The organism is Sinorhizobium sp. 6-70 (assembly GCF_030124375.1).
Lineage (GTDB): Bacteria > Pseudomonadota > Alphaproteobacteria > Rhizobiales > Rhizobiaceae > Sinorhizobium.
In genome coordinates this window covers 20,756-33,778 of sequence record NZ_JASKLS010000027.1, presented here as the reverse complement: position 1 = coordinate 33,778, position 13,023 = coordinate 20,756, and the positions used below count along the sequence as shown (strand labels likewise).

The following is a 13,023-nucleotide window of genomic DNA, read 5'->3' as shown; positions in this document are numbered from 1 at the left end:
CATCTTGACATTGGCCAGCTCGACACCCGAGCCGTCCGCCTTCACCCGGATCTTGACGTTGAAGTCGACCACACGCTTCACCGTGACTAGGATTTTCATCGGTACTCCCATCTATTTCTTGATTGGCCCGAAGACACTCATGCCGGGCGGTCTGCAAGCGCCCAGAAGGCCAGGAATGGCTTCTCGAAGGAGCGCATCGCATGTTTGATGCCGGGCTCGTTGTAAAATGAGCCGCCGAAACCCGGCCTGAACCACGACCCGTCGCCCTGACGAAACGCCCCGTCCGAAAGGACGAGGTAGACTTCCTCCGGTCGATGATTGTGGTCTGGGTAGCGGACGTGAGGCGCCATCACCGTTACGCCGATCCACACATCCGTGCGCTGTTCGAGGCCACCGGGTCCGATGATCATCGCATTCGCATGGCCGTCGTGGAAATTATCACTCGCCGAACCGTCATAATTGGAGCGCCGGCGCCATTCGAGCAGCGGCTCGGTCGCCTTGAAGCGATCGACCAGGCCGCGGAGCGAGTCGTGTTCGGTTTCGATCGCCAGCGCCGTGTCGAGGTGGGAACATACGGGCAGCCGGCTCCCGGGACCGGGTCTTTGCACGCCGGGCACTTCCAGCGCGGAAAAGATCTGCCGGGTCGACCGACGTGATTGCGGGTCCAGTGCGAACTGGTCGAAGGCGATGAACGCGGCGTCGATGAACACCTGAAGGGCTTCGTTTCGAGCTGTCATTGTCTCTCCCCGTGGATGACTACAGCACGCGCAAGGGGGACGCTGTAGCACTTTGAATTGCTGCATGTTTTTTGCTTAGATCGGCCAGGATTTAAGGAAACATGCAGTAGCGGGTCGCCGGTCAGGCGGCCCGTGTCTACTCAGATATCCTTGAGAAGCCGAAGCGCGTCGTAGATCGCTGCGTGCGTGTTGCGCGCCGCGACCGCGTCGCCGATGCGGAAGAGCTGGAACTTGCCATCGGGATTGCGCCAGACGGTTTGCTGCCTGCCGGCGATCAACTGCTCGTGCGATATCTCCCCGAGATTGCTCGATGCCGGTTTCAGCTCGAAATACAGCTCGTCGAGCGGAATGGTGCCGTGATTGACGACGATCTGATCGAACGTCCGCTGCTTGGCAACGCCGCCATAGTCGCTGCCGACATGGGCGACGAGTTCATTGCCGCTCTTCTCGACCGCATCCAGGCGGTAGGTGACAGTGAAGGTCACATCGAGCTTCTGAAGCGAACGCATGTAAGGGACGAGGTTCATTGCCATGACCTCCGGCGCGAAGGAGCGGTCGGGCGTCATGATCTCGACCTTTGCCCCTGCCTTGGCGATGAACTCCGCGGCCTGCAGGCCGGCATGATCGCCGGCGTCGTCGAAGATCAGCACGTTGGTGCCCGGCTTGACGTCGCCGGAGATGATGTCCCAGGCGGAGACGACGAATTCGTTGCCCTTGGTGAGCACGTCCGTATGCGGCATCCCGCCTGTCGCGATGATGACGACGTTTGGATTTTCCGCCTGAACGGTTTCCGCTTCCGCCCAGGTGTTGAAGTGGAAGGTGACGCCCAGCTTCTCGCACTGGCTCATGCGCCAGTCGATGATGCTGATCATTTCTCTCCGGCGTTCACTCTGCGCCGTCAGACGGACCTGGCCGCCTGGGTCGCTGGCTGCTTCGAAGACGACAACCTCATGGCCGCGCTCCCCCGCGACGCGGGCCGCCTCAAGGCCGGCGGGCCCGGCACCGACGATCACGACCTTCTTGCGGCGCTCGGCCTTCGCGATCGTGTGCGGCATGGTGAGCTCGCGTCCGGTCGCCGCGTTGTGGATGCAGTAGGCGGCACCGCCCTGATAGATGCGGTCGAGACAGTAGTTCGCACCGACGCAGGGCCTAATGTCCTCTTCCCGCTTCTCGATGATCTTCCGGACGATATGCGGGTCCGTCATGTGGGCGCGGGTCATCCCGACCATGTCGACCTTGCCGGACGCAATCGCGTGGCGCGCGGTCGCCACGTCCGGAATCTTTGCGGCGTGGAAGGTCGGAAAATTCGTGGCGGCGCGAATTTCGCCGGCGAAATCGAGATGCGGTGAATTGGCCATGCCCTGGATCGGGATGACGTCGGTGAGGCCGGCGTCGGTATCGATATGGCCGCGGATAACGTTCAGGTAATCGATCAGCCCGCTTTCCTTGAGGCGTTTCGAGATTTCTAAGCCTTCCTCCTTGCCCGTCCCGCCGGGAAGACATTCATCGGCCGTGTAACGGACACCGAGGATGAAATCGTCTCCGACACGCGCGCGGATCGCTTTCAGGACGTCGAAACAGAAACGCATGCGGTTGTCGAGCGAGCCGCCGTAAGGACCATCGAGTTCGTTTGTCAGCGGCGAGGTGAACTGGTCGAGGAGGTGACCGTAGGCCTCCAGCTCGACGCCATCCATGCCGCCCGCCTTCATGCGCTCGGCCGCATCGGCGAAATCCTTGATGATCCTCTCGATGTCCCAGTCTTCGATCTTCTTGGGGAAGGCGCGGTGCGACGCCTCGCGGTGATGGGAGGGAGCGACGACGGGTAGCCAGTCACCCTTGTCCCAGCGCGTGCGCCGGCCCAGATGGGTGAGCTGGATCATGATCGCCGCGCCCTCTTCGTGCACGGCGTCGGTCATCTCCTTGATCCACGGCACGATCTCGTCCTTGTAGGCGAGCAGGTTGTTGAACACCGGCGGGCTGTCTTTCGAGACCGCCGCGGAGCCGGCCGTCATGGTCATCGCCACTCCCCCCTTGGCGCGCTCCACGGTGTAGGCGCGATACCGCTCCTTCGGCATGCCGTCGTCCGGATAGGCCGGTTCGTGAGAGGTCACGATGATACGGTTGCGCAGCGTCAGGTGCTTGAGCTGATAAGGCTGAAGGAGAGGGTCGTTCGACATATGCCGGGCTCCGCTTTAGAGACTTCAGTTCGAACGCTACGCGGAAATGTACATATGTGTCAAGATCGAAAACAGTTAGGTCTGGTCAATGGACATATGTGTACATTTTCCTTGTATATTCTTTCACAATTTGTTAGGGAGTCATTATGGAGCAGGTTTTGAACGATAGCGGCTGGCGCGGATCGCAGGAGGGGTGGCTGGAGGCGGCCTACGAATCTCTGCTCGAAGGCGGAGTGGACGCTGTAAAGATTCTGCCGTTGGCAAAGAGGCTCAGCCTGTCGCGAACGAGCTTCTACTGGTTCTTCAAGGATCGGGAAGAACTGCTGGCGGCGCTCATCGGTCGTTGGCGGGATAAGAATACCGGCAACATCGTGAAGCAATCGCAGGCCTACGCGGAATCTCTGGCCGAAGCGATGCTGAACGTTTTCGATTGCTGGCTGAACAAGGACCTATTCGATTCGAAATTCGAGTTTGCCGTGCGCAGCTGGGCGCTGCAGTCCGAAGACATCCTGAGCGAAGTTCAGCGGGCCGATCAAGCCCGACTAGAAGCCCTCAGGCGGATGTTTATCCGTTTCGGCCATTCGGAGATCACCGCCGATGTCCGCGCCCGCACGACCTACCTGGTTCAGATCGGCTACATCTCGATGCAGACTCAAGAGGATGTCGCGACCCGTATGAAGCGGATCCCCGAGTACATCGCCATCTATACGGGCCAAGTGCCGGAGCAGCGGGAGTTGGATCGCTTCTTTTCGCGGCACGGCTACAAACCCGAGGTGAGAGGATAACCGACGATGAGCGGCTCATTGCGGATCGGCATCGTTGGTGGAGGCGGCTGGCTCGGCGGAGCAATTGCTGCTTCACTCCTCGATGCCGGTCTTGCGCAGGCGCATGATCTTTCTCTCTCTTATCGCACGGAGCAACCGAACCGCCTTAACGGTTGCTTCTGGACCACCGACAATCAGCAGCTGGCCAACCGTTCGGACGTGATCATTGTCTCGGTCCGGCCCGCTGATTGGCCGCCTCTCGCGATCGATGCCGATGGCAAGCTGGTGATCTCCGTCATGGCCGGTGTTCTTTTGAGCCAGTTGGCCGAACACCACAACACGAAAAGGGTCGTCCGCAGCTTGCCTAACGCGGCGGCTGAGGTCGGCAAATCCTATACGCCCTGGATCGGCTCGGAAGGTGTGAACGACCAGGACCGCGCTGCGGTGCGGGCAATTTTCGAGACCTGCGGAGCGCAGGACGAGGTCGCAAGCGAGAGCGACATCGATTATCTGACCGGCCTCTCCGGCTCCGGGCCAGCTTTCCCGGCGCTCCTCGCTGCCGCCATGATGCGCGATGCCGTGTCGCGCGGCATCAAACCGGACGCCGCTCGACGCGCCGTTACCGCCGTGCTCGTCGGGTCCGGGCGTCTGTTCGAGAAGAGCGGCGAATGTCCCGCCGATACGGTCGAAGCGTTCGTCAGCTACCGCGGGACGACCGCCGCTGCAATCGAAGCCATGCGCGCCGCCGGCTTCGACGCCGCCGTCGGGGACGGGCTTGCGGCAGCCTTTCAGAAATCGGTCAATATGGGGAAGGAGCACTCCTGAATCGATCGGAGCTGGCGATTGCGGCAGGTCAGCTTCGCTAACTTAAGCCGCCACAATCCAGAAAAAAGGGAACGGCAATGAAGTATCTACTTGCATCGACTTGCCTCATGCTTGGTGTACTGGGAGGCACGTCCGCCTCCAGCGCCGCGGAATGCGGGTCGCTGACCATCGCGAGCATGAACTGGCAGAGCGCCGAAGTGCTCTCCAACCTCGACAAGATCATTTTGAATGAGGGTTATGGCTGCGACGCCGAAATCACCATCGGCGACACCGTCCCGACGATCACCTCCATGGCGGAAAAGGGCGAGCCCGATATCGCGCCGGAGGCGTGGATCGATCTGCTGCCGGACGTCGTCAAGAAGGGAACGGAAGAGGGCCGTATCATCAAGGTCGGTTCCCCGCTGCCTGATGGCGGCGTGCAAGGCTGGTGGATCCCCAAATACTTCGCGGACGCCCATCCGGACATCAAGACGATTCCCGATATGTTGAAGCACCCGGACCTGTTCCCCGATCCGGAAGACGCCAAGAAGGGCGCAATCTTCAATGGCCCCCAGGGCTGGGGCGGCACCGTCGTCACGTCCCAACTTTTTAAGGCGTTCGACGCCGAAAAGGCTGGCTTCAAGCTCGTCGACACCGGTTCTGCCGCCGGCCTGGACGGCTCTATCGCCAAGGCGTACGAGTCCAAGGAAGCCTGGGTCGGTTACTATTGGGCGCCTACGGCGCTCCTCGGCAAGTATCAGATGGTCAAGCTGGAACCAGGCGTTCCGGAAGACGCAGCGGAGTGGAAGCGCTGCGTTACCGTGGCCGATTGCCCTGACCCGAAGCCAAGCGCGTGGCCGGTCGACACCATCGTGACGCTGGTCGCCAAGCCCTTCTCCGAGAAGGCCGGTCCGGAGGTCATGGACTACCTGAACAAGCGCTCCTGGAGCAACGACACGGTCAGCAAGCTGATGGCGTGGATGACCGACAACCAGGCGAGCGGCGAAGAAGGCGCCAAGCACTTCCTCGAGGAGAACGAGGACGTCTGGACAAAGTGGGTCTCTCCGGAGGCCGCCGAGAAGGTCAAGGCAGCGCTCTGATACCTCAACGTGCGGCGCGCAACGGCGCGCCGCGCTCATCCTGCCGAAAAAACAGAAAAAAGTGTGCCGGCTTCTTCAAAAAGGGGAACCGAATGGACTGGTTTTATGAATTTCCGCACATGAATGACGACGCCCTGCGCAATCTGAAGAAGGCGATCGACGAGGGATTCCGGGCATTCACGCGTGGATACGGTGATGCGATCGAGGGCTTCTTCTCGCCCTTGCAGCATTTCCTGATCGCCGCCGAACGCTTCATGACGCACACGCCCTGGCCGATCATCACCCTGATCGTCCTAGCGGTCGCCTGGGGCGCGAGCAGGAGCTGGAAGATTGTGCTGAGCTGTCTCGTCACATTGCTGGCCATCGGCTACTTCGACATGTGGGACGACACGATGCGGACGATCTCGATGATTTTCGTCTGCACGCTGCTGTCGATCGCGATCGGCATCCCGATCGGCATCCTGATGTCCCGTTCCGACCGGCTGCAGCGGCTGGTGAATCCGGTGCTCGACGTCATGCAGACTATGCCGAGCTTCGTCTACCTGATTCCCGTCGTGATGCTGCTTGGCATCGGCAAGGTTCCGGGGCTGATCGCGGTGGTCATCTACGCCATCCCGCCGATGATCCGGCTCACCGATCTCGGCATCCGCCTGGTCGACAAGGACGTCCTCGAGGCGGCCGACGCCTTCGGCTCGTCGAGCTGGCAGAAGCTCAAGAACGTGCAGTTGCCGCTGGCGCTGCCGACCATCATGGCCGGCATCAACCAGACCATCATGATGGCGCTTGCGATGGTCGTCATCGCCTCGATGATCGGTGTCCAGGGCCTCGGCCAGCCGGTTCTGAAGGCGATTGCCAACCAGTATTTCACGCTCGGAATCTTCAACGGCCTTGCCATTGTCGGCATCGCCATCATCTTCGACCGGGTCAGCCAGGCCTATGGCAAGCGACTCCAGAAGCACCGGGAGATCGTCCATGGCTGATCACCATTTCGACGGCATCAAGATCCGCAACCTTTACAAAATCTTCGGATCGAACGCTGCAACGCATGTCGAGGCCGTCAGAAACGGCCTCTCGAAGGCCGAGTTGAACGAGAAGTTCGGCCATGTCCTGGGGCTGAAAGACATCAACATCGAGATGCCCTCGGGCTGCATCCAGGTAATCATGGGTCTGTCCGGTTCGGGAAAGTCGACGCTCATCCGGCACATCAACCGCCTGATCGATCCGACCGCCGGCGAAGTGCTGGTGAATGGCGTCGATGTGGTGAAAATGAATGAGCTCGAACTGCGGGAATTCCGCCGGCACCAGACCGCGATGGTGTTCCAGAAGTTTGCGCTTCTTCCCCATCGCAACGTTCTGGATAACACCGTCTACGGGCTCGAGGTCCAAGGTGTCGAGCGCGCGAAAGCGGTCGACGTAGCCATGCGCTGGATCGAGCGGGTCGGACTGAAAGGCTTCGAGGGCAAGTACCCCAACCAGCTCTCGGGCGGCATGCAGCAGCGCGTCGGCCTAGCCCGCGCGCTTGCCAATGATGCGCCGGTGCTCCTCATGGACGAGGCCTATTCGGCGCTCGATCCACTGATCCGCACGGATATGCAGACGGTCCTTCTCGACCTGCAGAAGGAGATCAGGAAAACCATCGTCTTCATCACCCACGACCTCGACGAGGCGCTGAGGCTGGGCGACCAGATCGCCATCCTGCGCGATGGCGAAGTCATCCAGCAGGGCACCAGCCAGGACATCGTGCTCAGACCCGCCGATGACTACGTGGCGAACTTCGTCAAGGAGGTCAACCGTGGGCGCGTCGTCCACGTCGAGGCCGTCATGGCGCCGGCGCGGCCGGGCTTCTCACCGGACGCGATCACGATCCCGGCCGGAACCACCATCGAGGATGCCATGCGCGTGATTGCCAAGGGCCCCGATGGCGATGTCGCCGTCGTCGGCCCCACCGGAAAACCGATTGGCGTCGTCAACCTGCGTCAGCTTGCCGGTGCGATGGTCAACTCCCATGGCGCGGCGTCCCACGACGGCGGCTCTTTGGCAAGGGCATTGTAGGCCGGCAAGCACTCACAAGACCTGACGCCAAGACCAGCGCGCCTGCCTCCCATTCGCACTGCCGGAGATTCGTGATGTCCAAGCTGTTCCAACACCTGTTCTCACCCATCGAACTGGGTGGGCGCACCTTAAGAAACAGGATCGTCTTCGGAGCCCATACGGCGAACATGGCCGAAGGCGGCCTTCCGACCGAGCGACATGCGGCCTACTACGCCGAGCGGGCGATCGGCGGAGCCGCGATGATCGTTGTGGAACCCATGCCGGTCCATCCCGCCGCCGTGCTGACGCGGGGGAACTTTCGCCCCTCGGACGACAGCGTGATCCCGCATTTCAGAAAGGTTGCCGCCGCCATCAAGGACAATGGCGCTGTCGCCATCCAGCAGCTCTATCATGTCGGCGCTCACGGCGATTCGGACAATTCCTATCACCCGCATTGGTCGCCGTCCGGTCTTCCGAGCTATCATGACAGTGATGGCTCGCATCCGATGAGCGAGGCGGAAATCTGGGAAACGGTCGACGGTTTCGTCCAGGCGGCACGCCGGTGCCAGGAGGCGGGCTTCGACGGCGTCGAGGTCTGGGCCGCCTATCTCGGCATGGTCGATCAATTCTGGACGCCGTGGTCGAACCGCCGGGATGACGAATGGGGCGGTTCTCTCGAAAACCGCACGCGAATGTCACGGGAGATCCTTACCCGGATCAGGGCAATCTGCGGATCCGACTTCATCGTCGGCCTCGCTGTCAGCGACGAGCCGGATTACAGCGTCGCACTCTCCAGGGAGGCGCTTGCCGAGATCGTCGGCATGCATGACGAACTGGGACTGATCGACTACGTCACGTGCGGGTCCGGCGGCTACCTCGACTTCCATAAGCTGATGCCCACCTTCCTCTACCCCGAAAAACTCGGAGCCGACCTCGCGGCGACGCTCAAGCGGACTGTGAAGAAGGCGCTGGTCATTGCCGAAAGTCATATCAGAACGCCGGAAAACGCCGAGACCGTGCTCGGCGAAGGGGCGGCGGACCTGGTGTCGATCGTCCGCGGCCAGATCGCTGATCCGCATCTCGCTCGCAAGGCAAGCGACGATCGCCCGGACGACATCAGGGGATGCATTTCGTGCAATCAGATGTGTTGGGGCCGGCGCTCGCGTGACTACTGGATAAGCTGTCTCATCAACCCGTCCGCCGGACGGGAGTTTGAATGGGGAGGCGACCGCTTTACCCGGACGGCCGAACCGAAGAAGGTCCTCGTCGTGGGCGGCGGGCCGGCAGGGTTGGAAGCAGCGCGGGTCGCTGCGGAGCGGGGTCACAAGGTTACGCTTGTGGAAGCATCGAGCCGGCTTGGCGGCAGCTTTCTACTCGCCGGCATGCAGCCACGTCGCGGGCAGATCCTCGATCTCATTCAATGGTATGAGCGCCAGCTGGGCAAGCTGAAGGTCGATGTGCGTCTCAACTGTTATCTCGAGGCATCGGAGATTTCGGGCTATGGCGCCGATTCGATCATCCTTGCGACGGGCTCCCTTTCGCCGGAAACCGGGTTTCAGAAGGCCCTGCCCGCGGTCGAGACACTGCCTGGAATGGAGAAAGGCAACGTGTTCACGGTCGAGGCCATCATGGCGCGTCAAGCAAGACCTGGAAAGCGCGTTCTGCTCCTCGACGAAGGCGGTGGCTGGCGGGGCTGCGGCACGGCCTGGAAACTTGCCGAGGACGGCCACGAGGTCACCATCCTCTCCCCGGACCCGTTCATCGGCAAGGAACTCCAGCGAACAACGGCCGACGCGCCGCTGCGGCGGATCCTGAGAAAGCTCAACGTCAACTGGGTGGTCGAAGTCAGCGTCGCCGAATGGCACGGGAACGGTGCAACGGTCGTCGACCACAACACCGGGCAGCAATCCTTCGTCGAGGGAGACTGTCTTGTCCTCGCCACGACAAATATGCCGGCCAACTGGCTCGCCCAGGATCTGGAGGCTCAGGATCTGGCGTTCCATCAAATCGGAGATTGCGCTGCGCCGCGGCAGGCTCCTTATGCCTTCTACGAAGGCAGGAAAGTCGCCTTGGAGCTCTCATGACGGACGAGCGGATCACGTTGCCCGCTGCGGAGGCTCGGTCGCTCGCAACCGAGGCCTGCCTCTCCGCAGGTGCCAGCCATCTGATGACAAAGTCGCTCGTCGCCGCGACGCTGTCTGCCATCGAAGTCGGCCGCGAGGAACTGGGGTTTCCACATTTTCTGGACTACCTGCAGAGCTTGCGAGACGGCCGCATTGACGGGCGTGCGAGCCCCCGCATCGTGCATCGGCTTCCGGCGCTCATTCACGCGGATGCCAATCGCGGGATCGCCCAACTCGGCTTCGACCTCGTTTTCGAGGATCTCGGCAACCGCGCCCGCACCTTCGGTGTGGCAATCTTCACGCAGAAGCACAGCTATACGGCAGGAGAATTGGGGTATTACGTCAGGCGCCTGGCCCTCGATGGGCTGGTCTCGCTTGCGGTGGCCAACAGTCCTGCGGTGGTGGCTGCGGCACCTGGCGCACGGGCTGTCTACGGGACCAATCCGCTGGCCTTCGGTGTTCCGCTGTCGGGATCAGAGCGACCGCTGGTCATCGATCAGTCGTCGAGCGCTACGGCATTCGTCAACATCGTTAGGGCTGCTTCAGAGGGGCGTCCTATTCCCGACGGATGGGCCACCGATGAAAACGGCGAGGTCACCCTCGATCCGCACAAGGCGCTGCGAGGCGCGCTGCTTGCGTTCGGCGGATCACGGGGAGCCAACATTGCCTTGATGGTCGAGGTTCTGGCGGCCGGCCTGTCGGGCGCATCCTGGTCACTCGACGCGCCGGATTTCAGATCCGGAGCTGAATGCCCCGGTACCGGCTTGACCATTATCGCGCTGTCCCCGAACGCGATCGGAGAGGACTTCGGCACTCGCATCGCCGAACAGGTCAGGCGCCTCGAGGAGCTCGGCGTATATATACCAGGCCAGAGATCGGCACCGGCGGCGAAGAGCGGCGCTGACTTCATCACCGTGGATGCAAAAATCCTGGCAGCCATCAAGAGCCACATCTAGTCGACCTGGCGCCGGACGGACATAAATCAATCCAACGATCCGGGGTCGTTGGAGACAACCGAAAAAAGCTCGAACTTCTCGGGGAAACCCTTGAGAGAATGTAGCCCGGCCGAGATCGCGGAGCCCGTCTCCACTTCCCTCATGAACGGCTCCGACATCAGAAGGGCTTCGCCAAGTTCGCTGCAAACCGATTGAATGCGGCTGACAAGATTGACATCGGCGCCGATCAACGTGAAGTCGAGACGCCGGCCTGAGCCGATGTTGCCGTAGCTGACCTGGCCATAGTGCAGAGCGATGCCGACCTTGAGGCCGATGCCTTGATGTTCGAAGCGGTCAATCTCCTCGACAATCGCCTGGGCCGCGGAAAGCCCCGAGGCGCAAGCCCTCGCCGCTTCTCCGGGAAAGAAGGCGAGCACCGCGTCGCCCATGAATTTGAGCACCTCGCCGCCTTCTCGGGTGATCGCCGGAATGATCCTGTCGAAATAGGCGTTCAGCAGGCCAAGGACCGCCTCACCGGGTAGCCGATTGGAGAGCTCGGTAAAGCCACGAAGGTCGCAGAGCAAGAGCGCGGCTTCCATGGATTCGATCTCGCCTTGACGGATATGGCCAGCGAGGATGCGCTGCGCAGTCATCGGTCCGATATAGGTATCAAGAAGGCTGAGCTCGACCTGACGCAGGATACGCAGTTCACTGGCATTGCGCAGCGCCGGCAAAATGCGCTTTATCACCTGGCGATCGAAGGCCGTGAACCCGCCCGGCCGTCTGGTGCCGAAGGCGGCGGCGCCGACCGGACCATCGGCATTGCAGAGCGGTGCGATCATCAACTGCATGAGGCCGCGATTTGCAAAAACATCAAGATGTTGCCAGCGACCATGCGGGCTTTCGCCGGGACCTACGATCAGCAGCGGTTCGCGGGTGTCCATAATCTTGCGGAGCGGCGTGTCCGCAGTGGCAACGCGGGACCCGTGCTCGCGGTCGTAGATTTCGACCGGCTCACCGGGTGCCCAGGCGATGCTGCGACCAATCAATTCCGGATGCAGCGTCATCAGGTGGAGCGTCATGCGATCGATGGGAACGCCCAAAGCGCACAGGCGGCGGCCGAGACCGGAAAGGAGGCCCGCTTCATCCGTCGCATGGCATTCGTCGCCGGCCAGCCAATCGATGACGCCCAGGAGAGCACCGGTGCCATCAGCGTTGCGCGGATCCATATCCTCGGAAGGTGCGATGTCGAGCATTCTGGCCATAGCCCTCTTCTCCTTTCAGGCGACGAGCCGACCTTGGTCTCGACGGGCCGCGCAGGACACGCCGATTAGATGAAGAATGCCAGAAAGCGTGTTTCTTGATAATCTCCCCAAATCGGAAAGGATCATCAACTCTCAGTGGATAATCAGAGGACAAGATGGATCGACTGACCAGCCTCGTCGTCTTCGGTCGCGTGGTGGAATGTGGTGGCTTTTCCGCCGCCGCCAGGCATCTCAAGATGTCCGTCACCATGGTGAGCAACCATGTACAAGCACTCGAGAACCATCTCGGTGTACGGTTGCTCAACCGCACCACACGAAAAGTCAGCCTGACTGAGACCGGCAGGTACTACTATGAGCGTTCCGCACAAATCCTCATCGATCTGGAGGACGCGGATCAAGCCGCTGCAGCGTTGAGCGCCACGCCACGCGGGACGCTGAGGATCTACACGAGTTCGGCAATCGTGCGTTTCCTGCTGCCTGTGGTCAGCGAATACATGGCGCTCTATCCATCAGTCTCGGTCAACTTTGACATGGGCGGGCGGGCCGTCGACATGATCGAAGATGGTTACGACCTCCTGATCCGCACGACACCGCTTCCGGACTCCACCTTGATCGTGCGGAAGCTCACGGCTTGGCGGCATATCCTTGTCTGTTCGCCGGAATATCTTCGGGCGCATGACATGCCCAAGACACCGGCCGAAATCTCGCAACATAATTGCCTGCGCTACACCTACTACCCCTACGGTGACGAATGGCGCTTCGAGGACGCCAAGGGACAGCAGAAGAGCGCGAAAGTGGGAGGTAATCTCGTCTCCAACAGCGCCGAAACGCTGCGGTACATGGCGCTGACAGGCCAAGGCATTTTTCTCGCGCCGAGCTTCGTAGTGTTCGAAGATCTCGCCGAAGGGCGGCTAGTGCGGATGATGCCGGAATATCGGGCCGTTGAGTTGAGTATCAATGCGGTCTATCCGAACCGCAGTCATCAACCTACAAAGGTTCGCTTGTTTATCGATCTCTTGGCCGAACGATTTTCCAAGCACCAGAAATGGATGACGTAGGTCCTTGGACAGTTTGGTGGCTCGGCCGG

At 61.2% G+C, this 13,023-nt stretch carries 11 protein-coding genes; 8 read left to right on the top strand and 3 right to left on the bottom strand.

The genetic code is table 11. From position 1 onward, the window contains the following. Nucleotides 1–137: 137 nt before the first annotated feature. Entirely contained in the window at nucleotides 138–737 is a 600-nt protein-coding gene (locus tag QN222_RS29980; protein WP_283963843.1) for a dimethylsulfoniopropionate lyase, read from the bottom strand. Nucleotides 738–877: 140 nt separating this feature from the next. Further along, entirely contained in the window at nucleotides 878–2,914 is a 2,037-nt protein-coding gene (locus QN222_RS29975; RefSeq protein WP_283963842.1) for an NADH:flavin oxidoreductase, read from the bottom strand. Nucleotides 2,915–3,060: 146 nt separating this feature from the next. On the opposite strand from QN222_RS29975, the gene QN222_RS29970 reads away from it, so the two are divergent. The 7 genes from QN222_RS29970 (at nucleotide 3,061) to QN222_RS29940 (ending at nucleotide 10,692) form a co-directional block, all read left to right on the top strand. After that, the gene (locus QN222_RS29970; RefSeq protein WP_283963841.1) at nucleotides 3,061–3,699 is read left to right on the top strand and encodes a TetR/AcrR family transcriptional regulator; all 639 of its coding nucleotides are present in this window, start codon (nucleotides 3,061–3,063) and stop codon (nucleotides 3,697–3,699) included. 6 nt (nucleotides 3,700–3,705) lie between these two features. Then, nucleotides 3,706–4,503, top strand: a complete 798-nt coding sequence (locus tag QN222_RS29965) for a pyrroline-5-carboxylate reductase (protein WP_283963840.1) — start codon at nucleotides 3,706–3,708, stop codon at nucleotides 4,501–4,503. Between the two features lie 77 nt (nucleotides 4,504–4,580). Next, the gene (locus tag QN222_RS29960) at nucleotides 4,581–5,582 is read left to right on the top strand and encodes an ABC transporter substrate-binding protein (RefSeq protein WP_283963839.1); all 1,002 of its coding nucleotides are present in this window, start codon (nucleotides 4,581–4,583) and stop codon (nucleotides 5,580–5,582) included. 92 nt (nucleotides 5,583–5,674) lie between these two features. Continuing rightward, nucleotides 5,675–6,562, top strand: a complete 888-nt coding sequence (locus QN222_RS29955; RefSeq protein WP_283963838.1) for a proline/glycine betaine ABC transporter permease — start codon at nucleotides 5,675–5,677, stop codon at nucleotides 6,560–6,562. Next, nucleotides 6,555–7,634, top strand: a complete 1,080-nt coding sequence (locus QN222_RS29950) for a glycine betaine/L-proline ABC transporter ATP-binding protein (protein WP_283963837.1) — start codon at nucleotides 6,555–6,557, stop codon at nucleotides 7,632–7,634. Before QN222_RS29955 ends, QN222_RS29950 begins: the two co-directional genes overlap by 8 nt. Before the next feature lie 74 nt (nucleotides 7,635–7,708). Continuing rightward, nucleotides 7,709–9,697 carry an FAD-dependent oxidoreductase gene (locus tag QN222_RS29945; RefSeq protein WP_283963836.1) on the top strand — a complete coding sequence of 663 codons (1,989 nt, stop codon included), beginning with the start codon at nucleotides 7,709–7,711 and terminating at the stop codon, nucleotides 9,695–9,697. After that, nucleotides 9,694–10,692, top strand: a complete 999-nt coding sequence (locus tag QN222_RS29940; RefSeq protein WP_283963835.1) for an Ldh family oxidoreductase — start codon at nucleotides 9,694–9,696, stop codon at nucleotides 10,690–10,692. The genes QN222_RS29945 and QN222_RS29940 overlap by 4 nt, the downstream gene beginning before the upstream one ends. Nucleotides 10,693–10,718: 26 nt before the next feature. Here QN222_RS29940 and QN222_RS29935 read toward each other — a convergent pair whose 3' ends face one another. Continuing rightward, nucleotides 10,719–11,927, bottom strand: coding sequence for an adenylate/guanylate cyclase domain-containing protein (locus QN222_RS29935; RefSeq protein ID WP_283963845.1), 1,209 nt, complete (start codon nucleotides 11,925–11,927; stop codon nucleotides 10,719–10,721). A gap of 164 nt (nucleotides 11,928–12,091) precedes the next feature. On the opposite strand from QN222_RS29935, the gene QN222_RS29930 reads away from it, so the two are divergent. Beyond that, a complete protein-coding gene (locus tag QN222_RS29930; RefSeq protein ID WP_283963834.1) occupies nucleotides 12,092–12,994 on the top strand; it encodes a LysR family transcriptional regulator in 903 nt (300 codons plus the stop codon). Nucleotides 12,995–13,023: the final 29 nt, after the last annotated feature.

Excerpts from the sequence above, each read along its gene's own strand:
- QN222_RS29975 (WP_283963842.1), bottom strand. The coding sequence starts at position 2,914 with ATGTCGAACGACCCTCTCCTTCAGCCTTATCAGCTCAAGCACCTGACG.
- QN222_RS29945 (WP_283963836.1), top strand. The coding sequence starts at position 7,709 with ATGTCCAAGCTGTTCCAACACCTGTTCTCACCCATCGAACTGGGTGGG.
- QN222_RS29970 (WP_283963841.1), top strand. The coding sequence starts at position 3,061 with ATGGAGCAGGTTTTGAACGATAGCGGCTGGCGCGGATCGCAGGAGGGG.
- QN222_RS29980 (WP_283963843.1), bottom strand. The coding sequence starts at position 737 with ATGACAGCTCGAAACGAAGCCCTTCAGGTGTTCATCGACGCCGCGTTC.
- QN222_RS29960 (WP_283963839.1), top strand. The coding sequence starts at position 4,581 with ATGAAGTATCTACTTGCATCGACTTGCCTCATGCTTGGTGTACTGGGA.
- QN222_RS29935 (WP_283963845.1), bottom strand. The coding sequence starts at position 11,927 with ATGCTCGACATCGCACCTTCCGAGGATATGGATCCGCGCAACGCTGAT.
- QN222_RS29955 (WP_283963838.1), top strand. The coding sequence starts at position 5,675 with ATGGACTGGTTTTATGAATTTCCGCACATGAATGACGACGCCCTGCGC.
- QN222_RS29965 (WP_283963840.1), top strand. The coding sequence starts at position 3,706 with ATGAGCGGCTCATTGCGGATCGGCATCGTTGGTGGAGGCGGCTGGCTC.
- QN222_RS29930 (WP_283963834.1), top strand. The coding sequence starts at position 12,092 with ATGGATCGACTGACCAGCCTCGTCGTCTTCGGTCGCGTGGTGGAATGT.
- QN222_RS29950 (WP_283963837.1), top strand. The coding sequence starts at position 6,555 with ATGGCTGATCACCATTTCGACGGCATCAAGATCCGCAACCTTTACAAA.
- QN222_RS29940 (WP_283963835.1), top strand. The coding sequence starts at position 9,694 with ATGACGGACGAGCGGATCACGTTGCCCGCTGCGGAGGCTCGGTCGCTC.